This is a genomic window from Pseudogulbenkiania sp. MAI-1 (assembly GCF_000527175.1).
Classification (GTDB): domain Bacteria; phylum Pseudomonadota; class Gammaproteobacteria; order Burkholderiales; family Chromobacteriaceae; genus Pseudogulbenkiania.
This window is the reverse complement of record NZ_AZUR01000001.1, coordinates 3038008-3062365: the sequence shown is the minus strand read 5'-3', so window position 1 is coordinate 3062365 and position 24358 is coordinate 3038008. Positions and strand designations below refer to the sequence as shown.

Here is a 24358-nt window from a genome sequence, read left to right as displayed (position 1 = left end):
GGTAATGAAAATCATCGTCCTGGGGGCCGGTGTAGTGGGAGTCACGTCGGCCTGGTACCTCTCCCGGCAAGGCCATGACGTCACCGTGATCGACCGCCAGCCCGAGCCGGCACTGGAAACCAGCTTTGCCAATGGCGGCCAGATCTCGGTCTCGCATGCCGAGCCGTGGGCGAATCCCCATGCCCCGCTGAAGGCCCTGCGCTGGCTGGGAAAAGAGGATGCGCCGCTGTTGTTCCGCTTGCGCGCCGACCCGGCCTTGCTCGGCTGGACGCTGCGTTTCCTGCGCGAGTGCCGCGCCGACCGCTACAAACGGAATATGCGGCACGTCGTCGCACTGGCGCTCTACAGTCGGGATTGCCTGAAACAGCTGGGCAGCGAACTGGCCGGACGTGGCGGACTCCAGTACGACCGGCTGGAGCGTGGCATCCTGCACGTCTACACCGATCAGGCGGAATACGCCAAGGGGATCCAGGCCGCGCGGCTGCTCGGCGAGTTCGGCTGCGAACGCCGCCCGGTCTCGGCCGCCCAATGCCTCGAACTCGAACCGGCGCTGGCGCCTCTCGGCGATCGGCTGGTGGGGGGCGACTTCGCCGCCGACGACGAATCGGGCGACGCCCGCCAGTTTACCCGGCAGCTCGCGGAGCACTGCCGGCGCGCCGGGGTGCGGTTTGCCTTCGGCCAACCCCTTGCCCGCCTCGAAACGGAGCAGGGGAGGATTGCGGCGGCGGTGACCTCCGACGGGCGTCGCCACGTCGCCGACGCCTACGTCGTGGCGCTGGGCAGCTACGGCCCGGCGCTGCTGCGGCCGCTGGGGATTTCCCTGCCGGTTTACCCGGTCAAGGGTTATTCGGCCACCTTTTCCCTGTCGGAATCGAGCGTCGCCCCCACGGTCAGTCTGATCGACGATGAATACAAGATCGTCTTTTCCCGCTTGGGAAATCGCCTGCGCGTGGCCGGCACCGCCGAGATCGCCGGTTTCAACCACGACCCCAACCCCATCCGCTGCGACCTGCTGGTGCGCCGCACCCGGGAGCTGTTCCCGCAGCTCAACGACCACGGCGAGCCCGAGTTCTGGAGCGGCTTGCGCCCCGTCACGCCCTCTGCGGTCCCCTTCATCGGCCGCTTGCGCTACCCCAACCTCTGGGTCAACACCGGTCACGGCACGCTGGGCTGGACCATGGCGTGCGGCTCGGCCGAGGCGTTGAGCCGCCTGATGGAAGGGCATCGTCCACCGTTCGATTTCCCCTTCCTGAACTGAGGGTCGTCGTGATTATCGCTCAGGAACCATATTTCGCCACGAGGTGATCCAGCTCCCCGTGCCGCTGCAGGTCCTGCAGGACAGCATCGAGTTTGCGAATGAAGTCGGCCTTGTGGGCGGGGTTGGCATGACGGCTGTAGCCGATATAAGCCTCCTCCCCGGAGAGCTCGGTGACTTCATGCAAGGACAGCGTGTCGAGTTCGGCAGAGTGCACGGCCTCTTTCTTCAGGCGCATGAGGGTGTAGCGGATCGACAGGCTGTCGTTGGTGTAACAGCCAATGCGGTCGAGCGCCAACTTGCGCAAGTTGGCGACCGTCCCGTTGGCTTCTTCCACCTGCACCTGCCCTCGTTTGCGCGCCTCCACCAACGCCCCGGATAGCGCGAAACCGGCATTGACGCCGATGACGACGTCGCCGAAGTCCTCCGGGAAGCGGCGGCGAGGCCGGTTCATCGCCTTGCGGTTGCACACCACCACCACTCGCTCGCGATAGAGCGGAATGGAGTAAGAGTCGATATAGCGGCGCTCAGGTCGTCGGTAAGGGGGAAACAATCCCAGCGCCTGGCCGTTTTCCAGCATGGCCAGCCCACGGCGCCATGGCGTCGGCTGCAACTCGATCCGGTAGTCCGGGGCCATGCGCTTTGCTGCCGCCAGCAGGAGGTCGACGTAGATTCCCTTGAATTCTCCGTTTTCGAGGTAAGAATAGGGCGGATAAGCCTGGTCGCCATACAACACCACCCGCTCGGCCGCCAGACAGGGCATCGTCAGCAGCAGGGCGAGGACGAGGGGAGGGAGGCGGCGGGGCATGATCAATCCGAGATCGAGGAGCGGTCTAATGAGTATAGGTGGCACTCCTCACCGGGAGGAGTGCCATGCTGTTGGCCGAAGCGGGGTGGGGCTGCCTCCGTCGGCGCCCTGTCCGGCGTCATCGTGCTACCCCACGCCGCGGGCGTGGTTGCACGCTACGACCGTGCCATCGCGCTTCTCAACATGTCCGAATGGGGTGTAATTCACACGCAAGCCGGGTTTCGGTTGAGCGGTATGATTCTGGAAGAGGGGCAGAAGACGGGAGATGACATATGTAGTGGTTTTATATCACGGCGAGAGATAAGAAGAGATGGATGGGAAAGAAAGAAAACGGGGCGATCCTTGTTTAAAAGGATTGCCCCGTTTTGGTGTGTAGCCGGGAATTGTCGGGAATTATGCGTTGGTTTTCCGCTTTAGCTGCTTCCCTACAAAATAAGACGGTGCTTACTCTTCCGGCACGTTCATCGAGTTGATGTTGAAACCACCGTCCACGTAGGTGATCTCGCCGGTGATGCCGGAGGCCAGGTCGGACAGCAGGAAGGCGGCGGTGTTGCCGACTTCTTCGGTGGTCACGTTGCGGCGCAGGCAGGACTGGTTGGCGGCGATCGACAGCAGCTTGGAGAAGCCCGAGATGCCGGAGGCGGCCAGGGTCTTGATCGGGCCGGCGGAAATGCCGTTGACGCGGTGGCCGTCCTTGCCGAGGCTGGCAGCCATGAAGCGCACCGAGGCTTCCAGGCTGGCCTTGGCCAGCCCCATCACGTTGTAGTGCGGGATGGCGCGCACGGCGCCGAGGTAGGACAGCGTCAGCAGGGCGCCATTGCGGCCCTTCATCATCGGGCGAGCGGCCTTGGCCAGCGCCGGGAAGCTGTAGGCGGACACGTCATGAGCGATCTGGAACGCTTCGCGGCTCAGCGCATCGAGGAAGTCGCCTTCCAGCGATTCGCGCGGGGCGAAGGCGATGGCGTGCACCAGGCCGTCCAGACCGTCCCAGTCCTTGCCCAGGTCGACGAACAGTTGCTCAATGTCGGCATCGTTCTGCACGTCGCAGCGGTAGACCAGCTTGCTGCCGAAGTCGGCGGCCATTTCCCGCACACGGTCTTCCAATTTGTCCACCACGTAGGTGAACGCCAGTTCCGCGCCTTCGCGATGACAGGCCTGGGCAATGCCGTAGGCGATGGAACGGTTGGAGATCATGCCGGTAATCAGAATCTTTTTGCCTTGCAGGAAGCCCATCTTGAGTCCTTCTCGGTGTAAACAGGGCCGTATTATAACCAAGCCTGGGCTTGGCCCGACAGTCGGACGACGCGGGAAGGCCCATTTTTTTGGTTTTCAAGCGCCGTGGCCTAGGGTAAAACAGCGACAGCATGCCGTCATGGCGCCGGGAACCGCCGCGCGCGATGGAGTTCAGAGCATTCTCGAGGGCGGCCGCGACGGCGCGGCCAGACCGGAACAAGAAGGTGACATGCGTATTTTGCTGCTGATTGGGGTGATGGGGGTGTTCCTGACCCGGCTGGCCGTGGCTGCGCCAGCGCTGGCGCTGGGTTACGCGCCCAAGTATCCGCCGAACTTTGCCCATTTCGATTACGTCAACCCGGCCGCGCCCAAGGGCGGGCGGCTGGTGTTGCCGGCACTGGGCAGTTTCGACACGCTCAATCCGTTCACGCTGAAGGGGGACAAGGAAGCCGGGGTCGGGGCGCTGTTGGTGGAGACGCTGATGACCCAGGGCGAGGAGGAGCCGTTCACCGTGTACGGCCTGCTCGCCGACGATATCCGGCTGGCCGACGACGGGCTGTCGGTGAGCTTCCATCTCAATCCGCGTGCAAGGTTTTCCAATGGCGACAAGGTCACGGCTGAGGACGTGAAGTTCTCGTTCGATACGCTGACGCGCGACCCGACCGCCTCGCCGTCCTACCGCTTCTACTGGGCCGACGTGGCACGCGCCGTGGTGCTCGACGCCGCCAACGTTCGCTTCGATTTCAAGCGCCGCAATGCCGAGCTGCACCTGATCATCGCCCAGTTACCGGTGTTCTCGCGCAAGTGGCTGCCTCCCGGCACCAAGCTGGGGGACCGCGTGCAGGCGCCGCCGATCGGCTCCGGCCCCTACCTGCTGGAGCAGTATGACTTGGGCAAGTTCTCGCGCTTCCGCCGCAACCCGGCCTACTGGGCGGCCAACGAGCCGGTGCGGCGCGGGATGTACAACTTCGACACCATCCTCTACCGCTACTACAAGGACGAGACGGCGCGGCTCGAGGCGTTCAAGGCCGGCGAATTCGACCTGTCGGTGGAGAACGTCGCCAAGCAGTGGGCGCGCGGCTACCTGGGCAGCAAGTTCGAGGACGGCCGCATCGTCAAGAAGACCCTGCCGCACGGCAGCTCGGCCGGCATGCAGGGCTTCGTGTTCAACCTGAGACGGCCGCTGTTCCGCGACAAGCGCGTGCGCGAGGCGCTGGCGCTGGCGTTCGACTTCGAGTGGACCAACCGCCAGCTGTTCTACGGCCAGTACCGGCGCAGCGCCAGCTACTTCACCAACAGCGAATTGGCAGCCACGGGGCTGCCGGGGCCGGACGAGCTGGCGCTGCTGAATCCGCTGCGTAACAAGCTCGACCCCGAGGTGTTCGGCCCGGCGGTCGAACCGCCGCAGGTGTCCGGCCGCTACGGCGTGCGCACCAACCTGCGCCAGGCGCGCCAACTGCTCTATCAGGCCGGCTGGCGCTACGAGGGCGGGCGGCTGGTGGACAAACAAGGCCGACCGTTCGAATTCGAGTTCCTGTCCTACTCGCGTACCTACGAGCGCATTGTCGCCTCTTGGCAGAAGCATCTGGCCAAACTCGGCATCACGCTGACGGTGCGCGTGGTCGACCCGGCCATCTACCAGCGCCGCCTGAACGATTTCGACTACGACACCACGGTGGTGGTATACGGCGCGAGCCAGAGCCCGGGCAACGAGCAGCTGGGCTTTCACGGCAGCGAGGCGGCGCGTACGCCCGGTTCGAGCAACTGGGCCGGCGTGGCCGACCCGGCGGTCGACGCGCTGTTGCAGAACTTCCTGCGCTTCAAGACCCGCAGCGACCTGATCGCCGCCAGCCGGGCGCTCGACCGCGTGCTGCGCGCCGGCCGTTACGTGGTGCCGAACTGGCACATTCCCTATCACCGTGCGGCGTGGTGGAACCGCTTCGGCCAGCCGGCACGGCTGCCGCGCTACTACGACGCCACCAGCTGGGCGATCGAGACCTGGTGGGTCAAACCGCAGGAGGCACGCTGATGTGGCACTACATTCTGAAGCGCTTGCTGCTGATGATCCCGACGCTGGTGGGCATCCTCGCCATCACCTTCGCCATCATCCAGTTCGTGCCGGGCGGACCGATCGAGCAGATGGTGCAGCAGCTGACTCACACCGGCGTCGCCGGCGAGGCGGCACAGGGCGGCGGCAGTCCGTTCAAGGGCCGTACCGGCCTGAGCCCGGAGGAGATCGCCGCGCTGAAGGCACAATACGGCTTCGACAAGCCGGCGCTGGAGCGCTTCGGGGACATGCTGGTGAAGTTCGCCCGCTTCGATCTGGGCGAGAGCTTCTTCCACCACGAGTCGGTGTGGGGGCTGATCGTCTCCAAGCTGCCGGTGTCGATGAGCATCGGGCTGTGGAGCTTCTTCATCACCTATCTGGTCTGCATTCCCCTGGGCGTCAGCAAGGCGGTACGCGACGGCTCGCCGTTCGATCTCTTCACCAGCACCGTGATCCTGGTGGGCTACGCCATTCCCGGCTTCGTGCTGGGGGTGGCGCTCTTGGTGCTGTTCGGCGGCGGCAGCTTCTGGCAGTTGTTCCCGCTGCGCGGGCTGGTCAGCGAGAATTGGGCCGACCTCGGCCTCGTCGACAAGGTGCTCGACTACCTGTGGCACATCACGCTGCCGGTGACCGCCTCGGTGGTCGGCAACCTGGCGGTGATGACGATCCTGACCAAGAACGTGTTCCTCGAGGAAATCCGCCGCCAGTACGTCTACACCGCGCGCGCCAAGGGCCTGTCGGAGCGGCGCATCCTGTACAAGCACGTGTTCCGCAATGCGCTGATTCCGCTGATCACCGGCTTTCCGTCGGCCTTCATCGGCGCCTTCTTCAGTGGCAGCCTGCTGATCGAGACGCTGTTCTCGCTCGACGGGCTGGGGCTGTTGTCATATGAGTCGGTGATCCGCCGCGACTACCCGGTGGTGATGGGCTCGCTCTACCTGTTCACGCTGATGGGCCTGGTGGCCAAGCTGCTGTCCGATCTGTCCTACGTGCTGGTCGACCCGCGTGTCAGCTTCGAGGAGGGCGGGCAATGAGTCTGACCCCGTCGCAACGCGCCTGGCGCCGCTTCAAGGCCAATCGCCGCGGCTACGTCAGCCTGTGGCTGTTCGCCATCCTGTTCGTGCTGACGCTGGGGGCCGAGCTGCTGTCCAACGACCGGCCGCTCGTGGTGCGCTACCAGGGCGAGTTCTATTACCCGGTGCTGTTCGACTACAACGAGACGGTGTTCGGCGGCGATTTCGACACGCCGGCCGATTACCTCGACCCCTACATCCGCGATCGGCTCTCCGCCAACGGCAACTTCGCCGTGTTCGCGCCCAACCCCTACAGCTACAACACGCTCAACTACTTCGCCGAGGCCCCGAACCCGGCGGCGCCGTCCGCCGCCAACCTGCTCGGCACCGACGACCGCGGGCGCGACGTGCTGGCGCGGCTGATCTACGGTTTCCGGCTGTCGGTGCTGTTCGCGCTGGCGCTGACCGCGGTCGGCACGCTGGTCGGCGTGCTGCTGGGGGGCTTGCAGGGTTACTTCGGCGGCCGGCTCGACCTCGCGCTGCAGCGCGTGATCGAGATCTGGGGCAGCCTGCCGGAACTCTACCTCTTGATTATCCTGTCGTCGTTCTTCAACCCCAGCCTGACGCTGCTCTTGGTGCTGCTGGCGTTGTTCGGTTGGATGGGGCTCGCCGACTACGTGCGCGCCGAGTTCCTGAAAAACCGCCAGATGGACTACGTGCTGGCGGCGCGCTCGCTCGGGCTCGCCAACCGCCAGATCATGTGGCGCCACGTGCTGCCCAACAGCCTGACGCCAGTACTGGCCTTCCTGCCGTTCCGCGTCAGCGGCGCCATCCTGGCGCTGACCAGCCTCGACTTCCTCGGCCTGGGTGTGCCGGCCACCACGCCGAGCCTTGGCGAAATGCTGGCCCAGGGCAAGGACAACCTCGACGCCTGGTGGATCGCGCTGTCCACCTTCACCGTACTGACCGTCACGCTGCTGTTGCTGATCTTCATCGGCGAGGGGCTGCGCGCGGCACTCGATACACGCAAGGGCTGACATGGACCCACTGCTGTCGGTAGAAAACCTGCATGCCCGCTTCGGCCACAGCGACGCCGTGCGCGGCGTGAGCTTCACCGTGCGCGCCGGCGAGAAGGTGGCGCTGGTGGGCGAATCCGGCTCCGGCAAGACCGTCACCGCGCAGGCACTGATGCGCCTCAACCCGGACGTGACGCTGTCCGGCGCCATCCGCTTCAACGGCGAAGAACTGCTGGGCCAGCCAGAGCGCCGGCTGCGCCAGCTGCGCGGGCGCGAGATGGCGATGATCTTCCAGGAGCCGATGTCGGCGCTCAACCCGGTGTACACCGTCGGCAACCAGATCATCGAGACCTTGAGCCAGCACTTCGGCCTGCCGCCGCGTGAGGCCAGACAGCAGGCCATCGAACTGCTGGCGCGCACCGGCATTCCCGACCCGGAAACCAAGGTCGACGCCTATCCCTTCCAGCTCTCCGGCGGCCAGCGCCAGCGCGCCATGATCGCTATGGCGCTGGCCTGCCAGCCCAAGCTGCTGATCGCCGACGAACCGACCACCGCGCTCGACGTCACGGTGCAGGCGCAGATTCTCGCCCTGCTCGACGAGCTGCAGCGCGATCTTGGCATGGCGGTGCTGTTCATCACCCACGACCTCAACCTGGTGCGGCGCTTCGCCGACCGCGTGGCGGTGATGAGGAACGGCGAGGTGGTCGAAGCGGGGACGGTGGCCGAGGTGTTCGGCCAGCCGGCCCATCCCTACACGCGCGAGCTCTTGGCGAGCCGGCCGGATACCCTGACGGAAACCTCAGACCAGGCCGCGCCGCGGCTGCGGGCCGAGGCGATCCGCGTATCGTTCAGCCGCCGCCGCGGCTGGTTCGGCAAGACCGTGACGCAGGTGGTGCACGGCGTGGACCTCAGCGTGGCCGCCGGCCGTACCCTCGGCATCGTCGGCGAATCCGGCTCCGGCAAGACCACGCTGGGGCTCGCGCTGATGCGGCTGATCGAGGCGGAAGGGCAGATCACCCTCGACGCCACCCGGCTCGACACGCTGCGCGGACAGGCCCTGCGCGCCTCGCGCCGCGACTACCAGGTGGTATTCCAGGACCCGTTCGCTTCGCTGTCGCCGCGTCTGACCGTCGGCCAGATCGTCGGCGAGGGCGTGGCGCTGCACTTTCCCGAACTCGACGAGGCGGCGCGGCGCCAGCGCGTGCTCGACACCCTCACCGAAGTCGGCCTCGCCGCCGACAGCGTCGACCGTTACCCGCATGAGTTCTCCGGCGGCCAGCGCCAGCGCATCGCCATCGCCCGCGCCCTGGTGCTGCGTCCCAAGCTGATGCTGCTCGACGAGCCGACCAGTGCGCTCGATGCCACGCTGCAAAAGCAGGTGCTGCAGCTGCTGCGCCGGCTGCAGCACAAGTACGGGCTGAGTTACCTGTTCATCAGCCACGACCTGGCGGTGATCCGCGCCGTGGCGCACGAGGTCATCGTGCTCAAGGACGGGAAGGTGGTCGAGGCCGGGCCGACCCGCCAGGTATTCGAGGCACCGGCTCAATCCTATACCCGTGCGTTGCTGGCGGCTGCCTTGCTGGGGTCTTGAAAGCCCCGCCCCCAGCCTCATTATTAATGACATGAAGCCGGCAGGGTTGCCCCTGCTGGCCGTGCTTGCTACCATCCCTTGTGCCATGCCGTTTGCCGGCGACAAGACAAAACCAATTGAGAGGACGATATGAGCGATCTGATCCAGCACGTGACCGACGATTCTTTTGAACAGGACGTACTGAAGGCCCAGGGCCCGGTGCTGGTCGACTACTGGGCCGAATGGTGCGGCCCGTGCAAGATGATCGCCCCGATTCTGGACGAAGTGTCCAAAGAGTATGACGGCCGCCTGAAAGTGGTGAAACTGAACATCGACCAGAACGAGCAGACCCCGCCGAAATTCGGCATCCGCGGCATCCCGACCCTGATGATCTTCAAGGATGGCAACGTGGTGGCCACCAAGGTCGGCGCGCTCGCCAAGAGCCAACTGACGGCGTTTATTGACAGCCACATCTAAACCGCCTATCCTTCTGTCAAATTCTTCACCAGCGGGCGACATCATTGTCGCCCGCTCCGTATCCGCTTCACACTCCTTGTCGAGCATTCCCGCTTAATCCGTATTCGAGTCGACCACGGCTGCCATGCACCTATCTGACCTTAAACACCTTCCTGTTACCGAACTCGTTGAAAAGGCCATTGCCAACGAGATCGACGGCGCCAACCGCCTGCGCAAGCAAGACCTGATTTTCGCCCTGCTGAAGAACCAGGCCAAGAAAGGCGAGAGCATTTTTGGCGATGGTACGCTGGAAGTGCTGCCGGACGGCTTCGGTTTCCTGCGCAGCCCGGATACCTCGTACCTGGCCGGCCCGGACGACATCTATGTCAGCCCCAGCCAGATCCGCCGCTTCAACCTGCACACCGGCGACTCGATCGAAGGCGAAATCCGCACGCCGAAGGACGGCGAACGCTATTTTGCGCTGGTGAAAGTCGACAAGGTCAACGGTGGGCCGCCGGAAAACGCCAAGCACAAGATCCTGTTCGAGAACCTGACGCCGTTGTTTCCAACCGAGCGCCTGGTGTTGGAGCGCGATATCCGTGCCGAAGAGAACATCACCAGCCGGGTGATCGACCTGATCGCCCCGATCGGCAAGGGCCAGCGCGGCCTCTTGGTCGCTCCGCCGAAGTCGGGCAAGACGGTGATGCTGCAGAACCTGGCCCATGCCATCACCGCCAATCATCCGGAAGTCGAGCTGATCGTGCTCCTGATTGACGAGCGTCCGGAAGAAGTGACCGAGATGACCCGTTCGGTACGCGGTGAAGTGGTGTCGTCCACCTTCGACGAACCGGCCACTCGTCACGTGCAGGTTGCCGAGATGGTGATCGAGAAGGCCAAGCGCCTGGTCGAGCACAAGAAGGACGTGGTGATCCTGCTCGATTCGATCACGCGTCTGGCGCGTGCCTACAACACTGTGATCCCGGCCTCCGGCAAGGTGCTGACCGGCGGTGTCGACGCCAACGCCCTGCAGCGCCCGAAGCGCTTCTTCGGCGCCGCGCGCAACGTGGAAGAGGGCGGTTCGCTGACCATCATCGCCACCGCGCTGATCGACACCGGTTCGCGCATGGACGACGTGATCTACGAGGAATTCAAGGGCACCGGCAACATGGAGATCCACCTCGACCGCCGCATGGCCGAGAAGCGGATCTTCCCGGCGATCAACATCAACCGCTCCGGCACCCGCCGCGAAGAGCTGCTGATTCCGCAGGACCAGCTGCAGCGCATCTGGGTGCTGCGCAAGCTCCTGTACCCGATGGACGACCTCGAGGCGATGGAATTCCTGCAGGACAAGATGCGCGCGACCAAGAGCAATCTTGCGTTCTTCGATTCGATGCGTCGCTGAAGCGGCCATGTGTTACCAGCAGCGCCGGGCCTTCCAGCCCGGCGTTTTGTTATGAGCAATGCGATGGAATTGAGCCGTTTTGCTTCCATGCCGTGGTTTGCCGGCATCGGCACCGTGGCTTTCGCCTTTTCCGGTTACCTGGTTGGCGTGCGCAAGCATCTCGACCTCCTAGGCATCCTGATCGTGGCTCTGCTGACCGCCATCGGCGGCGGCATCATCCGCGACGTGCTGGTCAGCCGCATCCCGCTGGTGTTCTATGATTACACTAATCTGATCGTCATTGCGGCGACGCTGCTGCTGTCCTGGCTTGCCGGCTTGCATCGGCGCGAGAGCGCCACCTTCGGCCGGCTGTTCGTGATCGCCGATTCGATCGGGCTGGTGGCGTTCAGCATGACCGGTGCGCAGGTCGGCCTGAGTCTCGACCTGAACGCATTCGGCGTGGTGCTGCTGGGCTTCATTACCGCCGTCGGGGGCGGAGTGGTGCGCGACATGATGGTCAACGACATCCCCTTCATCCTGCATCGGGATTTCTACGGCATGGTGGCGATCCTGGTCGCCGTCGGCTTGTTTGTGATGGATACCTTCGGCATCGTGAACGTTTTGACGCTGCAGCTACTCTTTATCTCAGGATTGAGCGTGCGCCTGCTGGCGCACTGGAGCGAACTGGCTCTGCCCAAGATCCGGGCGGGGCGACGCAGGGAGTGAACAGCATGTTTCCGCTCGGAGTGGAGGATGCCAAGCAGTGGATCCGGTCCCGGCTCGAGGGCGACTGGCAGACCGTCGTGGTCGGCGATCTGCCGCAGCGGTCCGCCACCGGCGGGGAGCGGCCGGCGGCGGTGCTGGTGCCCTTGGTGTGGCACGCCGGTGCGCCGGCGGTATTGCTGACGCAGCGCACCGCTTCCTTGTCGCAGCACGCGGGGCAGGTCAGTTTTCCTGGCGGCAAGATCGACCCGCACGACCAGAGCGCGGTGCACGCGGCCTTGCGCGAGGCGCGCGAAGAAGTGGGCTTGGCCGAGGAGGGGGTTAGTGTGCTGGGGACGCTGCCGGACTACTTCACGATCACCCGCTTCCGGGTGACGCCGGTGGTCGGCTTGCTGGTGCCGCCGCTGGCTCTCACGCCCGAGCCGTCCGAAGTGGCTGAAGTGTTCGAGGTGCCGCTGGAACGGGTGTTGGACCCGCGCCAGTACGAGCGCCACAGCTACGTGCGTGATGGCGTGTCCGGCACCTATCTGTCGCTGACCTTTGGTCCGCATCATATCTGGGGGGCGACCGCCGCCATGTTGCGGCAGCTGTCCGCCATCCTCAACCCGGAGCAGGCGTCGTTCTGACCCGTTTGATCGCAGGATGGGTGGGGTATAGCGCGAGCCGGCATCGATGGGTTTCGGCTCGGAGATCCTGCACCCATCCTACGTGCCGACCGCTTGATCGTAGGATGGGTGGAGCGCAGCGCAACCCATCGTTGATGGGGGCTCGGCCAGGAAAGCCTTCTCTCATCCTACGTGTTCGATGTGCGGGGCTTCTCAGAGCTGGAAGCGCATCGACAGGTCGATGGCGGTCACATCCTTGGTCAGCTTGCCGACCGAAATGCGGTCGACGCCGGTTTCGGCGATGGCCCGGACCGTGGCCAGCTCGACCCCGCCCGAGGCTTCCAGCTGCGCACGGCCGGCACTCAGGCGCACTGCCTCGCGCATCTGGTCCAGTGACATATTGTCCAGCAGCACCAGCTTGGCGCCGGCCGCCAGTGCCTGGTTCAGCTCGTCCAGCGTTTCCACTTCCACCTGCACGCTGACGTTGGCCGGCGCCAGGCGATAGGCCTGTTCCAGCGCCTGGCGGATGCCACCGGCGGCCATGATGTGGTTTTCCTTGATCAGGATGCCGTCGTAGAGACCGATGCGCTGGTTGTCGCCGCCGCCGACGGTGACGGCGTATTTCTGCGCCAGGCGCAGCCCCGGCAGCGTCTTGCGCGTGTCGAGGACACGTGCGTTGGTGCCGGCCACCACCTCGGCGTAGCGCCGCGTTGCGGTGGCGACGGCGGACAGCGTTTGCAGGAAGTTCAGCGCCGTGCGCTCGGCGGTGAGCAGGGCGCGCGCCGGCCCGGCGATCTCGCACAGCACAGTGCCGGCCGCGACGCGCTCGCCTTCCTCGACCTTCCAGTCGACGGCGCAGCGCGCGTCGACCTGGCGGAAACACTCGTCGAACCAGACCTGCCCGCAGACGACCGCCTCTTCACGCACCAGCACCGTGGCCCGGCCGCCGGCGTCTTCGTCGATCAGCAGGGCGGTCCAGTCGCAGTTGCCGATGTCTTCGGCCAGGCTCAGGCTGACCTGGTGGGCGATGAGGTGATGAGGGGGCAGGACTGGCATCGGGCGTTCTCCGTAAAACCCGTATTGTAGCGGCCTGCCGCCGTGTTGTGTCGGCAGGGGAGCTGCACCGTCTGGTATGATGGAGCGATTCTTCTTGCCGCTGTCTCCCGTCATGAACCTGCCTGCCGCTTTCTTTCCTCTCTGGGTGCAATGGTCGACCCTGTTGGCGGCATTGGGCGTGTTGGGCTGGGCGGCGAGCCGCATCAAGTGGCGCGCACTCGACCACGTCGCACTGAACGCCTGGCTGGGTGCCTGTGTGCTGACCATGGCGATGTGGATGATGAAAGGCGGTTTCAAGCCGGGACTCTGGTTCCACCTGTCGGGGGCCGCCATCCTCACGCTGATGATGGGGCACTGGCTGGCGCTGCTGGCGCTGGCCATCGTGCTGGCCGGGGTGACGGCCTACGGCCTGGGCGACTGGATGTCGCTGGGGCTCAACTTCTGGCTGATGGCGGTGCTGCCGGTGACGCTGGTGTCGGTGGTGCTGCGGCTGACGCAGCGCCTGCTGCCGCCCAACCTGTTCATTTACGTGTTCGTCTGCGCCTTTCTCGCCGGCGGCGCCAGCCTGTTCGCCACCGGCCTCGGCGGCATCGTGGCCTTGGGGTTGGCGGAAGCCTATCCTTGGGAGGAACTGATGACCGAGGCCCTGCCGTTCTATTTCCTGCTGTCCTGGTCCGAAGCCTTCACCACCGGGCTGATCATGGCGATCCTGATCGTCTACCGCCCGCGGTGGGTCGCCACCTTCGACGACAGCCGCTATCTCGACGACAACTCCGATCCGGGAGCCTGAGCATGCTGCCTCGCCTGTCGCTGCGTTTCATTCCGGTCTGGCTGCGCAACTACCTGGTGTGGAAGAAGCTGGCCGTGCCGTCGATGCTGGGCAACCTGGCGGACCCGATGCTGTACATGCTGGGGCTGGGTTTCGGTATCGGCAGCCTGCTGCCGGCCATCAACGGCGTGCCCTACATCCAGTTCCTGGCGGCCGGGACGGTGTGCTACAGCACCATGAACAGCGCGACGTTCGAGGCGCTGTACTCGGCCTTCTCGCGCATGCACGTGCAGAAGACCTGGTCGGCCATCATCAACGCGCCGCTGACGGTGGACGACGTGGTGCTGGGCGAGTGGCTGTGGGCGGCGTCGAAGAGCCTGCTGTCGGGGCTCGCCATCCTGCTGGTGATGGGGCTGCTGGGGCTGATCAAGAGCCCGCTGGTGTTGTGGATCGTGCCGCTGATCGCGCTGTCCGGGCTCGCCTTCGCCGGCATGGGGCTGGTGGTGACGGCGGTGAGCCCGAGCTACGACTTCTTCATGTACTACTTCACGCTGGTGGTCAGCCCGATGATGCTGATCTCCGGGGTGTTCTACCCGGCCGAGAACCTGCCCGGCTGGATTCGGGCGGTGGCCGAGGTTCTGCCGCTGACCCACGCCATCCGTCTGGCCCGGCCCCTGGTCAACGGTGTGACGCCGCCCTCTGTCTGGCCGAGCCTGCTGATCCTGCTGCTCTACGCCGTGCTGTCGTTCTCGCTGGCGGTGGCGCTGACCCGGCGGCGGCTGCTCAAGTAGCGCATTCTAGAAGCTGTTCTCAAAGTGGGACGAGCGGTCGTCAGCGAGGGGCGGCTGGAGCGCAGGAACCGGAATGGACACGTAGTCCATGAGGATCATGGCTGAGCGAATCTCGACCAGAGATTCGCACGCTCAGAGCACCACCCAACCCGAGATCACGACCGCGCAGTAACTTTGAGGATAGCTTCTTACAGCACCAGCGGTTCCGGTTCCAGCTGCACGCCGTAACGTTCCTTCACCGTCGCCTGTACTTTCTGCGCCAGCGCCCAGATTTCCCGGCCGCTGGCGTGGCCGTAGTTGACCAGCACCAGCGCCTGGCGCGCGTGTACGCCGGCGTCGCCCTCGCGGTAGCCCTTCAGCCCGGCACGGTCGATCAGCCAGCCGGCGGCGAGTTTGGTCTTGCCGGCGCCGGCAGGGTAGTGCGGCAGGTCGGGATGGCGCGCGAGCAGGGCTTCGGCCTGATCGGCGTCGATGATCGGGTTCTTGAAGAAGCTGCCGGCGTTGCCGAGTTCCAGCGGGTTGGGCAGCTTGGCGGAGCGGATGCGGATCACCGCTTCGCTGACGTCGCGCGGCGAGGCGCCGTCCGCCTTGCCCATGGCGGCCAGTTCCTTGCCGATGTCGCCGTAGCCGGTGTGTAGCGTCGGCCGTTTGCTCAGGCGGAAGCGTACCGCGGTGACCAGCAGGCGGCCGTTCAGTTCATGCTTGAACACGCTGTCGCGATAGCCGAAGCGGCAGTCGGCGTTGGAGAGGATGCGTTGGGCGCCGTTGTCGTGCAGGTCGGCGCACACTACCTCGGTCAGGCAATCCTTGACCTCGACGCCGTAGGCGCCGATGTTCTGGATCGGGCTCGCGCCCACGGTGCCGGGGATCAGGCTCAGGTTTTCCAGCCCGGCCCAGCCCTGCGCCAGCGTGTGCTGCACGAAGCCGTGCCAGTTCTCGCCGGCGGCGGCCTCCACCACCACCTCGTCGTCGTTCTCGTGCAGCACCGTGATGCCGGCAAGTGCCACTTTCACGACCAGCCCCGGATAGTCGCCGGTGAACAGCAGGTTGCTGCCACCACCCAGCCACAGCACCGGTCCGCGCCGGTAGGGCTCGCTCGCCAGCAGTTCGGGCAGCCGGGCCAGGTCGTCCAGCTCGCAGAACGTCGCGGCGCGCACGTCCATGCCGAAGGTGTTCAGCGTTTTGAGGGGGTGGTCATGATGAAAAACAAGGCTCACGGCGGTTCAGCTTTCGGTATGTTGACGGACCAGGCGGCGGCGACTTTCGCGCGACAGGTAGCCTACCAGCAAAACCGCCGCCACGCTCAGGCTGAATACCAGCGCCGCCCAGAAACCCTCGATGCCCATGGGCAGGGCAAGGAAGGGCAGCGGCCAGTCGGACAGTCCCAGCACCATGCCGAGCCCCAGGCCCAGCCCCCAGAACGACACCACGTGGATGATCATCGGCCCGGTGGTGATCTTGTAGCCGCGCAAGGCGCCGGAAGAGATGCTCTGGGTGGCGTCGGTTAGCTGGAACACCGCGGCGAAGAACAGCAGGCCGGCGCCGATGCGGATCACCTCGGGGTCGGTGGTGTAGAGACGGATGATGTCTTCGCGCAGCGCCAGCATCAGCAGCATGGTCAGCCCGGCCAGCACCAGGCCGGTCAACAGGCCGGTGCCGGCGGTGAAGCGCGCCTGGTGGTAGTCGCCGGCGCCGACCGCCTGGCCGACGCGCACCGACATCGCGGTGGAGATGCTTTGCGGCAGCATGTAGATGATGCTGCTGACGTTGATCACCGCCTGGTGGCTGGCCACCACCGTGGTGCCGAGCTTGGCGACCAGGAAGGCGATGAACGAGAACAGGCTGACCTCGAAGAAGAACGAGAGGCCGATCGGCAGCCCCAGCTTCAGCATGGCGCCGTAGCGCGACCAGTCTGGCCAGCTCCAGCGGTGCGTGAAGGCGTAGGGCTGGAAATGGGGATGGCGCACGATGTAGCCCAACAGTGCCAGCAGGTTGAACCACAGCGCGGCGGCGGTGGCCCAGCCGCAGCCGGCGCCGCCCATCGCCGGCAGACCGTACAGGCCGTGGATCAGCGCGTAGTTGAGCGGGATGTTGAGCAGCAGCGCTGCCACGCCGACCAGCATGATCGGCCGGGGCTTGTTGAGGCTGGAGGCGAAGGCGTGCAGCGCGCGCTGCATCATCGCTGCCGGCATGCCGAGCGCGACGCCGTCGAGAAACAGCATCACCTTGTCCTCGACGTCGCTGGACAGCGTCAGCCAGTCGCGCAGCCAGGGTTGGCCGAAGATCATCAGCGCGCTGCCGATAAGGCCGAGGAACAGGCAGAACCACAGCCCCTGGCGTACCGTCTCGCCGATCTCCTCGCGCTCGCCGGCGCCGAACAGGTGGGCGATGAGCGGGTTGAGCGCGGTGGCGATGCCGATCAGCGTGACGTAGACGGTGATAAAGACGCTGGAGCCGAGCGATACCGCGGCCAGGTCGTTGGTGCTGACGCGGCCGGACATCACGGTATCGACGAAGCCCATCGCCACGTGGGCGACTTGCGCCACCATGATGGGCAGCGCCAGGGCGAGAATCTGCCGGGATTCCGCGACGATCCTGGCGCGCGGCTCCCGGCTCAGTCCAAAGAACATGACGAGACCGAGGGATGAAAGCCGTTCAGTATACGGTCATCCTTGCCGGTCGTCTTTACAGCGGCGAGACACCGAGTTAAGCAAAACGGGCCGGCGGATGGCGGCGCAGGTCGCAACTGATGACGAGGGCGCCGCCGAAGCGGGCGTTGATGGCGAGCGCATCGGGCAGGGTGACGCCGGCCAGCTCCAGCCGGCTCTCCTTCTGCTGCGAGGCGTAGCCGCGCTGGCGGGCGAACAAGGAGAGTTGCTCCAGTGTGGCCAGATGATCGGCGTGGGGGGCGCTGGCTACCAAGGTGCCTTTGAGTGCGGGCTGGGAGGCGGTAAGCGAGGAGGCGATGTGGCTGTCGTCGTAGGCGAAGTCGCGGCAGTTGTCGTTCTGGCAGTCGTACATGGCATATTCCTTCAGGTTGGGCGCTGTGGCGTGCCCGGAACCCATGCCAGGCGACGCTTTAGCAGGATTTTTGAGCGCCCTGCAAGTTGTCATTAACTCGGCGCTGTATTGCTGTATTACGGTATGGCTGATCGCTACGCGGGCGGGGGAGGGGCGGGCAAACAAAAACCCGCTTGCCGATAGGCTAAAGCGGGTTTGGTCGCACGCTTTAGCTGGAATTTATCGGCGCCCCGCAAGCTGTATCAAATCGGCGCATGCAAAAAGACTACCCGTGGGCACGGGGGCTGTCAAGCTGTCACCAATGGCCAGGCGGCGAGAAAGTCGCGCCAGTGCGGTTCGCTTTGCTGGCCGACCCAGTCGCGCACGCGCTCGACGGCATGACGGTACTCGTCGGTGCTCAGCGCGCCGTGCACCAGGCGGGAACGCAGGAACAGCAGGCTGGTGGTGAGTGCTTCGACGTCGCAACGGGCCCGGATCTCGTCGATCCGGCCGGCCCGGTAGACCCGCCAAGTGCTCTCGCTGTCCTGCGTTGGCTGGGCGGGCAGGCCGCATAGCCGGGCCATCTCGTCGAGCGGCACGGCAGCGTACGGCAGCGGCACCAGGCCGCGCCGACCGATGCACCCGGCGTCGTCCGGCTGCCAGTGGCGTGGCAGGGGCACGCCGTTGATCAGGGCGCGATAGCGCAAGACAGGGTGGGCGAACGCTTCGCCACTCCAGCTGGTGACGCAGGGGGAATGCTGCGCCACCGTGTCGAACAGGAGCTGCAGCAGCGCGGCTTCATTGGCGCCTACCGCACCGGACGAGCGGCAGGTGATCTCGTCCCCCTGCTGCAGCAGGCAGGATACGGCGACGATGCGCTGCAGGTGATGCGGCAGGCCGTCGCCGCCGGTGCGGGCGCGCTGGCGTTGCAGGGCGAACTCGGCCACGTCGTGGTCGGCGATGTCGGCGGCGAAGCCATAAAGGGTGCGGATGCCGGCCACGTCGGGGACGGTGGCGATGGCGAAAGCGAGTACGGGGGTCACGGAGGCCGGGCCTTGCGGCAGTGGGAAATGGCTGAATTCTAGGGGGCAGGGGCGGCCAGGGCAATCGTGTCCGCGACCCCGCCTTGCCCGGAGTCGCCCCGTCCGTCCTTGGCCCGTCGTCGTTTGCGGTGTGTTTTCCGCGTTGTTTCAGGCTATAATCGGCCCCTTGAATGCTACGCTTTTCGGCGTATCCCATACTCTCTCACCATTTCCCCGATGATCCGCAAGCTAATTCGACGAGTACTCGAGCTGCCCGCTGGCGTAGTAGGCAAGCGTCGCGTCAAACCGCGCGTTATTCCTCTTTCCCAACACGGAGTGCGGCGCGACCGGCTCAGCCAGGCGGCGCTGAAAGTGACCTCGCGCCTGCAGGAGGCCGGTTTCACGGCGTACGTGGTGGGGGGGGCGGTGCGCGATCTCTTGCTGGGTGTCAATCCCAAGGACTTCGACGTGGCCACCAGCGCCACGCCGGAGCAGGTGCACCACCTGTTCCGCCGCTCGCGCATCATCGGCCGCCGCTTCAAGATCGTGCACGTGATGGTCGGCCCGGAAACGATCGAGGTCACCACTTTCCGTGGCGGCAGCATCGACGATACCAACGAGACCGGCCGCATCATGGCCGACAACTCCTACGGCAGCCAGGAAGAGGATGCCCATCGCCGCGACTTCACCGTCAATGCCCTGTTCTACGATCCGTCCGACGAGTCCATCATCGACTATCACCACGGGGTGAAGGATCTGCAGGCGCGCAAGCTGGTCATGATCGGCCAGCCGGCGCGCCGTTACCAGGAAGACCCGGTGCGCATGCTGCGCGCCGTGCGCCTGGCGGCCAAGCTGAATTTCGAGATCGACGAGAACACCCGCAAGCCGATCCGCGCCCATGCCCATCTGCTGAAGAAGGAGCCACCGGCACGCCTGTTCGACGAAATGCTCAAGCTCCTGATGTCCGGCCAGGCTTATTCCTGTCTGTGCAAGCTGCGCGAGGAGGGCTTGTCGCGCGGCGTGTTCCCGCTGCTCGACGCCGTACTCGATGAGCGCGGCGACGACCAGTTCCTGCAACTGGGCCTGCAGAGCACCGATGAGCGCATCCGCGAGGACAAGCCGGTGTCGGTCGGCTTCCTGCTGGCGACCCTGCTGTGGCGCCAGGTGTCGCAGCAGTGGACGGCACGGCTCAAGAGTGGCGAGCGGCCGGTGCAGGCCTTGTTCGACGCGATCGCCGAAGTGGAGTCGCTGCAGGACAACGAATTCGCCATCCCGCGCCGCTTCAGCGCCACCATGCGCGAGATCTGGGTACAGCAGCCGCGCTTCGAGAACCGCAGCGGCCAGCGCCCGTTCCGCTTCCTCGAACAACCGCGCTTCCGCGCCGCTTTCGATTTCCTGTCGCTGCGTGCCCAGGCCGGCGAGGTGCCGGCGAGCTTGGTGCAGTGGTGGGACGATTTCCAGCACGCCGATCACGATGAACGCCTGGAACTGGTCGCCAATGCCCGGGAGGAGGGCTCGGCCAACGGGGCTCCCGCCAAGAAGCGCAAGCGCCGCCGCCCCAGCCAGCGCCGCCGTGAAAGTGGCGAGCAGGGCGTCGAATCGTGAGCCGAGCGTTCATCGCCCTGGGCAGCAATCTGGAACAGCCGCAACAGCAGGTCCTGGCCGCCCTGGCGGCGCTCGATACCGTTCCCGGCGTGCGCCTGTTGCGCGCGTCCTCGCTGTACCGCACCGCTCCGGTCGGTTATCTTGACCAGCCTGACTTCATCAACGCCGTCGCCGAACTGGACACCGACCTTGCGCCGCTGGCGCTGCTGGATGCCCTGATGCAGCTCGAGGAGCGTTTCGGCCGGGTGCGTTCGTTCCGCAACGCCCCGCGCGTGCTCGACCTCGATCTGCTGATGATGGAGGGCGTGGAGCTCGAATCGGAGCGTCTGACGCTGCCGCATCCGCGCATGCACGAACGGGCTTTCGTGCTGGCGCCGCTCGCCGAATTGCAGCCGGATCTCGCCGTGGGCCGGCATGGCCGGGCGGACCAGTTGCTGGCAGGGCTGGAGGCGTCGGGTGTGGAACGGCTGGCGGGCTAAACGGAGGGATCTGGCATGAGCCAATTGCGTTACGTGGTAGTGGAAGGCCCGATCGGTGCCGGCAAGTCGGCGCTGGCGCGCCGTCTGGCGAATTACTGGGGCGTGTCGCTGCTGGCCGAAGACCCGGCCGCCAACCCTTTTCTCACGCGCTTTTACCGCAATCCGCAGCAGCACGGGCTGGCGACCCAGCTGTCGTTCCTGCTGCAGCGCGCCGATCTCGCCGCCGAGATGCAGGACGGTCCCTTGCGTACCGCGCCGCTGGTGTCCGATTTCCTGTTCGAGAAGGACGCCCTGTTCGCCCGCGTCAACCTCGACGAGCAGGAGTTCGCGCTCTACCAGCGCCTCACCGGCAGCCTGCTGCCGGCGTTTCCCGTTCCCGACCTGGTGATCTACCTGCAGGCGTCGGAAGACGTGCTGCTGTCGCGCGTGGCCAATCGCGCCAAAGAGACCGAGTCGCCGGCCTTCCCGGAGGGCTACCTCAGGCGCGTGCATGCCGCCTACAGCGAGTTTTTCCATGGCTACGACGCCGCTCCCCTGCTGATCGTCAATACCGACCACCTCAACTTGGTTGATGGCAGCGACGATTTCGAGCTATTGTTGCGCTGCATCAGCGAGATGCGCGGTCAGCGCAGCTATTTCAACAAGAGCGTCTGATCGTCTCGAACAGTCGGGCGGGGCGGCCACAAGCTGCGCACGCCGGCGGCTGTTTTCCCATGCCACGAGGAAGAGGACAGTGAAAATCAACGTCAATACCCTGTACAAGATGGCCGCCGAAGGCCAGAAGATCAGCATGCTCACCTGTTACGACACGAGCTTCGCCACGCTGCTGGACGAAGCCGGGGTCGAAGTGTTGCTGGTAGGCGACTCGCTCGGCATGGTCGTTCAAGGGGAAGATTCGACGCTGCCGGTGACCATGGAGCAGATGGAGTACCACACCCGCTGTGTGGCGCGCGGCGCCAAGAAGGCGCTGGTACTGGCTGACATGCCGTTCGGCAGCTATCAGGAGAGCCCGCAGCAGGCCTTCGCCAACGCGGCCCGGCTGATGCAGGCCGGCGCGCACATGGTCAAGGTGGAAGGCGGCGCGTTCATGGCGGAAACCACCCGTTTCCTGGTCGAGCGCGGCATTCCGGTGTGCTCGCACATCGGCCTGACGCCGCAGTTCGTCAACAGCTTCGGCGGCTACCGGGTGCAGGGCAAGAGCGAGAGCGATGCCGAGCGCATCCTGCGCGACGCCTCGGCCCTGGCCGAGGCCGGTGCCAGCCTGGTGCTGATGGAGTGCGTGCCGGCGGCCCTGGCCAGGCGCGTGAGCGAGAGCATCGCCGTGCCGACCATCGGCATCGGCGCCGGGGTGGATGTTTCCGGGCAGGTGCTGGTGCTGCATGATATCCTCGGTGTTTACCCGGGGCGCAAAGCCCGTTTCGTCAAGAATTTCATGGCCGGTGCCGACAGCATCCAGGCGGCGGTGGCGAGTTACGTGGCCGCCGTCAAGGAGCGCACGTTCCCGGCCGAAGAGCATTGCTTCTGAGGTGTAAGAAGAAGATGGAAGTCATCCGTAGCATCGCCGAGCTGCGTGCCTGGCGTCGCCAGGCCGGCACGGTGGCGTTCGTGCCCACCATGGGCAATCTGCACGAGGGCCATCTGGCGCTGGTGAAGGAGGCGCGCCGGCGCGCCGGCAAGGTGGTGGTCAGCATTTTCGTCAACCGCCTGCAGTTCGGTCAGGGCGAGGATTTCGATGCGTATCCGCGCACCTTCGACGCCGACTGTGCCAAGCTGTGCGACGCCGGTGTCGACGTGCTGTTCTTCCCGAACGAGCAGGAGCTGTATCCGCGCATCCGCCAGGATTTCAACGTCGAGCCGCCGCATATCCAGAACGAGCTGTGCGGTGCCTTCCGCCCTGGCCACTTCCGCGGCGTGGCCACGGTGGTGACCAAGCTGTTCAACATCGTGCAGCCCGACCTGGCCTGTTTCGGCAAGAAGGATTACCAGCAGCTGCACGTGATCAAGGCCATGGTCGACGACCTCAACCAGCCGGTCGAGATCGTGCCGGTCGATACCGGCCGCGCCGAGGATGGTTTGGCGTTGTCGTCGCGCAACGGTTATCTGAGCCCCGAGGAGCGCGCCGAGGCGCCGCGCCTGTACCGCCACTTGGCTGCGATCCGCGAGCGCCTGCTGGCCGGCGAGCAGGACTATGCCAGCCTGGAGACGGCGGCGCGGCAGGACCTCGAGGCGCATGGCTGGCGCGTCGACTACGTCGAAGTGCGCCAGGCCGACACGCTGGAAATCGCCCATGCCGGCGAGAAGCGGCTGGTGGTGTTGGCCGCGGCGCGCCTGGGCAAGACCCGCCTGATCGATAATGTGGAAGTGCTGCGCTGAGCGCGGCGTCATTGCTAGCAAGGAATGGAATTATGCAGCGCAGCATGTTGAAATCGAAGCTCCACCGCGTGACCACCACCCACGCCGAACTGCATTACATCGGCTCGTGCGCCATTGACGAGAACCTGCTCGAGGCGGCGGACATCCGCGAATACGAGGAAGTGCAGATCTGGAACGTCACCAACGGCGAGCGCTTCGCCACCTACGCCATCAAGGCCGAGCGCGGTTCGGGGGTGATTTCGGTCAACGGTTCGGCCGCGCGCCGCGCGGCGCCGGGGGACCTGCTGATCATCGCCTCGTTCGCGGTCTACGACGATGCCGAGCTGAAGGATCATGCGCCGAAGCTGGTGTTCGTGGACGGCAGCAACCGCATCACCGAACTGGCCGGCTCGACCCCGGTTCAGCCCGCCTGAGCAGGGCCGGTGCCATGACAAAAGCGGACTTCGGTCCGCTTTTGCATTTGGGGCGCCAATAAACCCCGTCTGGCGTCGTGGGCCCGCGTGGCCGTACCCTTGCTATCAGCACTCCGTCTGGCAGATTGCGTTTTCGTTTCGCCAAAACCTGTCCAGGAGGGCTTCGCTTGCGCGTTCCGGGTATTTTCTTGGAATTAAACGCCAAGCAGCCGATTTGAAATTTCCCGACAGGGTGCCATAGTGACATGGTGGGGTGTTGTCGGTTGCGCGCAGGATCATCGTCCTGCTTTGATGCCTCAACGGGAGGGCTCGCATGCCGCATTTGAGAGGCAGTTGCCTGTGTGGGGCCATTTACTATTGCGTGTATGGGGAGCCTAGCTTTGTCACGCACTGCCACTGTCATAGCTGCCGCAAGGCGAGCGGGGCGCTGTTCGTGACGTGGTTCACGGTGCGCGATTGCGAAGTGGAGTGGCATGGCGAGCCCTTGATGCATTACCACTCGTCGTGCTCGGTGGAGCGCGGTTTCTGCCCGCATTGCGGAACGACGCTGACTTACCGCCATGAGGCCGACCCGCATAGCGTCGACATCACCCTGGCCACGCTGGATCAGCCCGAACTCGTCACGCCTGAGCACCATACCTGGTGGCAGGAGCACGTGCCGTGGGTCGAACCGGAGGCGTGGGCGGCGTTGCCGCAATACGCCCGGGCCAAGGCCGGCAAATGAAGGTTGCCAACGCCATGGC

At 65.3% G+C, this 24358-nt stretch carries 25 protein-coding genes and 1 other RNA gene; 18 read left to right on the top strand and 8 right to left on the bottom strand.

What is annotated here, in order from left to right:
- Positions 1-4 precede the first annotated feature (4 nt).
- Positions 5-1258, top strand: a complete 1254-nt coding sequence (locus PSEMAI1_RS0114285) for a D-amino acid dehydrogenase (protein ID WP_024303540.1) — start codon at positions 5-7, stop codon at positions 1256-1258.
- A gap of 19 nt (positions 1259-1277) precedes the next feature.
- Here PSEMAI1_RS0114285 and PSEMAI1_RS0114280 read toward each other — a convergent pair whose 3' ends face one another.
- Complete coding sequence (locus PSEMAI1_RS0114280) at positions 1278-2063, bottom strand: ABC transporter substrate-binding protein (protein ID WP_024303539.1); 786 nt, start codon at positions 2061-2063, stop codon at positions 1278-1280.
- 444 nt (positions 2064-2507) lie between these two features.
- Positions 2508-3296, bottom strand: a complete 789-nt coding sequence (gene fabI, locus PSEMAI1_RS0114275; protein ID WP_024303538.1) for an enoyl-ACP reductase FabI — start codon at positions 3294-3296, stop codon at positions 2508-2510.
- Between the two features lie 229 nt (positions 3297-3525).
- Between fabI and PSEMAI1_RS0114270 the strand changes: the two genes are divergently transcribed.
- The 8 genes from PSEMAI1_RS0114270 (at position 3526) to PSEMAI1_RS0114235 (ending at position 12128) form a co-directional block, all read left to right on the top strand.
- Positions 3526-5325: an extracellular solute-binding protein gene (locus PSEMAI1_RS0114270; RefSeq protein WP_024303537.1), complete on the top strand. Its 1800-nt coding sequence runs from the start codon at positions 3526-3528 to the stop codon at positions 5323-5325.
- Positions 5325-6377 carry a microcin C ABC transporter permease YejB gene (locus PSEMAI1_RS0114265; RefSeq protein ID WP_024303536.1) on the top strand — a complete coding sequence of 351 codons (1053 nt, stop codon included), beginning with the start codon at positions 5325-5327 and terminating at the stop codon, positions 6375-6377. The genes PSEMAI1_RS0114270 and PSEMAI1_RS0114265 overlap by 1 nt, the downstream gene beginning before the upstream one ends.
- Positions 6374-7393, top strand: a complete 1020-nt coding sequence (locus tag PSEMAI1_RS0114260) for an ABC transporter permease (RefSeq protein WP_024303535.1) — start codon at positions 6374-6376, stop codon at positions 7391-7393. The genes PSEMAI1_RS0114265 and PSEMAI1_RS0114260 overlap by 4 nt, the downstream gene beginning before the upstream one ends.
- Position 7394: 1 nt before the next feature.
- The gene (locus PSEMAI1_RS0114255) at positions 7395-8963 is read left to right on the top strand and encodes an ABC transporter ATP-binding protein (protein ID WP_024303534.1); all 1569 of its coding nucleotides are present in this window, start codon (positions 7395-7397) and stop codon (positions 8961-8963) included.
- Between the two features lie 129 nt (positions 8964-9092).
- Positions 9093-9419, top strand: coding sequence for a thioredoxin TrxA (trxA, locus tag PSEMAI1_RS0114250; protein WP_008954264.1), 327 nt, complete (start codon positions 9093-9095; stop codon positions 9417-9419).
- A gap of 124 nt (positions 9420-9543) precedes the next feature.
- Positions 9544-10800: a transcription termination factor Rho gene (gene rho / locus PSEMAI1_RS0114245; protein ID WP_024303533.1), complete on the top strand. Its 1257-nt coding sequence runs from the start codon at positions 9544-9546 to the stop codon at positions 10798-10800.
- Positions 10801-10863: 63 nt separating this feature from the next.
- Positions 10864-11505, top strand: a complete 642-nt coding sequence (locus tag PSEMAI1_RS0114240; protein WP_024303532.1) for a trimeric intracellular cation channel family protein — start codon at positions 10864-10866, stop codon at positions 11503-11505.
- Positions 11506-11510: 5 nt separating this feature from the next.
- A complete protein-coding gene (locus PSEMAI1_RS0114235) occupies positions 11511-12128 on the top strand; it encodes a CoA pyrophosphatase (protein WP_024303531.1) in 618 nt (205 codons plus the stop codon).
- Between the two features lie 192 nt (positions 12129-12320).
- Here PSEMAI1_RS0114235 and nadC read toward each other — a convergent pair whose 3' ends face one another.
- Positions 12321-13163: a carboxylating nicotinate-nucleotide diphosphorylase gene (gene nadC, locus PSEMAI1_RS0114230; protein WP_024303530.1), complete on the bottom strand. Its 843-nt coding sequence runs from the start codon at positions 13161-13163 to the stop codon at positions 12321-12323.
- Between the two features lie 94 nt (positions 13164-13257).
- On the opposite strand from nadC, the gene PSEMAI1_RS0114225 reads away from it, so the two are divergent.
- Positions 13258-13953: an energy-coupling factor ABC transporter permease gene (locus PSEMAI1_RS0114225; RefSeq protein WP_232219920.1), complete on the top strand. Its 696-nt coding sequence runs from the start codon at positions 13258-13260 to the stop codon at positions 13951-13953.
- Between the two features lie 2 nt (positions 13954-13955).
- Positions 13956-14723, top strand: a complete 768-nt coding sequence (locus PSEMAI1_RS0114220) for an ABC transporter permease (protein ID WP_024303528.1) — start codon at positions 13956-13958, stop codon at positions 14721-14723.
- 14 nt (positions 14724-14737) lie between these two features.
- Here the strand turns inward: PSEMAI1_RS0114220 and PSEMAI1_RS21470 are convergent.
- The 5 genes from PSEMAI1_RS21470 to PSEMAI1_RS0114195 all read right to left on the bottom strand — a co-directional run bounded on the left by PSEMAI1_RS21470 (position 14738) and on the right by PSEMAI1_RS0114195 (position 18766).
- Positions 14738-14813, bottom strand: a non-coding RNA gene (locus tag PSEMAI1_RS21470) — sX9 sRNA.
- A 98-nt stretch (positions 14814-14911) separates the two neighbouring features.
- The gene (gene murB / locus PSEMAI1_RS0114210) at positions 14912-15940 is read right to left on the bottom strand and encodes a UDP-N-acetylmuramate dehydrogenase (protein ID WP_024303527.1); all 1029 of its coding nucleotides are present in this window, start codon (positions 15938-15940) and stop codon (positions 14912-14914) included.
- Positions 15941-15946: 6 nt separating this feature from the next.
- Positions 15947-17353 (bottom strand): MATE family efflux transporter, encoded by a 1407-nt coding sequence (locus PSEMAI1_RS0114205; protein ID WP_024303526.1) that lies wholly within the window; start codon positions 17351-17353, stop codon positions 15947-15949.
- 76 nt (positions 17354-17429) lie between these two features.
- On the bottom strand, positions 17430-17744 hold the full coding sequence (locus PSEMAI1_RS0114200) for a hypothetical protein (RefSeq protein ID WP_024303525.1): 315 nt from the start codon (positions 17742-17744) through the stop codon (positions 17430-17432).
- A 287-nt stretch (positions 17745-18031) separates the two neighbouring features.
- Complete coding sequence (locus PSEMAI1_RS0114195; protein WP_024303524.1) at positions 18032-18766, bottom strand: 3'-5' exonuclease; 735 nt, start codon at positions 18764-18766, stop codon at positions 18032-18034.
- A 216-nt stretch (positions 18767-18982) separates the two neighbouring features.
- Here PSEMAI1_RS0114195 and pcnB point away from each other — a divergent pair, with 216 nt between their 5' ends.
- The 7 genes from pcnB to PSEMAI1_RS0114160 all read left to right on the top strand — a co-directional run bounded on the left by pcnB (position 18983) and on the right by PSEMAI1_RS0114160 (position 24339).
- Complete coding sequence (pcnB, locus tag PSEMAI1_RS0114190; RefSeq protein WP_024303523.1) at positions 18983-20350, top strand: polynucleotide adenylyltransferase PcnB; 1368 nt, start codon at positions 18983-18985, stop codon at positions 20348-20350.
- A complete protein-coding gene (gene folK / locus PSEMAI1_RS0114185; RefSeq protein WP_024303522.1) occupies positions 20347-20829 on the top strand; it encodes a 2-amino-4-hydroxy-6-hydroxymethyldihydropteridine diphosphokinase in 483 nt (160 codons plus the stop codon). Before pcnB ends, folK begins: the two co-directional genes overlap by 4 nt.
- A 15-nt stretch (positions 20830-20844) precedes the next feature.
- Positions 20845-21483, top strand: coding sequence for a deoxynucleoside kinase (locus PSEMAI1_RS0114180; protein ID WP_024303521.1), 639 nt, complete (start codon positions 20845-20847; stop codon positions 21481-21483).
- Between the two features lie 79 nt (positions 21484-21562).
- The gene (panB, locus tag PSEMAI1_RS0114175) at positions 21563-22354 is read left to right on the top strand and encodes a 3-methyl-2-oxobutanoate hydroxymethyltransferase (protein WP_024303520.1); all 792 of its coding nucleotides are present in this window, start codon (positions 21563-21565) and stop codon (positions 22352-22354) included.
- 14 nt (positions 22355-22368) lie between these two features.
- The gene (gene panC, locus PSEMAI1_RS0114170) at positions 22369-23202 is read left to right on the top strand and encodes a pantoate--beta-alanine ligase (protein WP_024303519.1); all 834 of its coding nucleotides are present in this window, start codon (positions 22369-22371) and stop codon (positions 23200-23202) included.
- Between the two features lie 32 nt (positions 23203-23234).
- Complete coding sequence (panD, locus tag PSEMAI1_RS0114165) at positions 23235-23615, top strand: aspartate 1-decarboxylase (protein ID WP_024303518.1); 381 nt, start codon at positions 23235-23237, stop codon at positions 23613-23615.
- A gap of 313 nt (positions 23616-23928) precedes the next feature.
- Positions 23929-24339 carry a GFA family protein gene (locus PSEMAI1_RS0114160; RefSeq protein WP_024303517.1) on the top strand — a complete coding sequence of 137 codons (411 nt, stop codon included), beginning with the start codon at positions 23929-23931 and terminating at the stop codon, positions 24337-24339.
- The last annotated feature ends 19 nt before the right edge of the window (positions 24340-24358 follow it).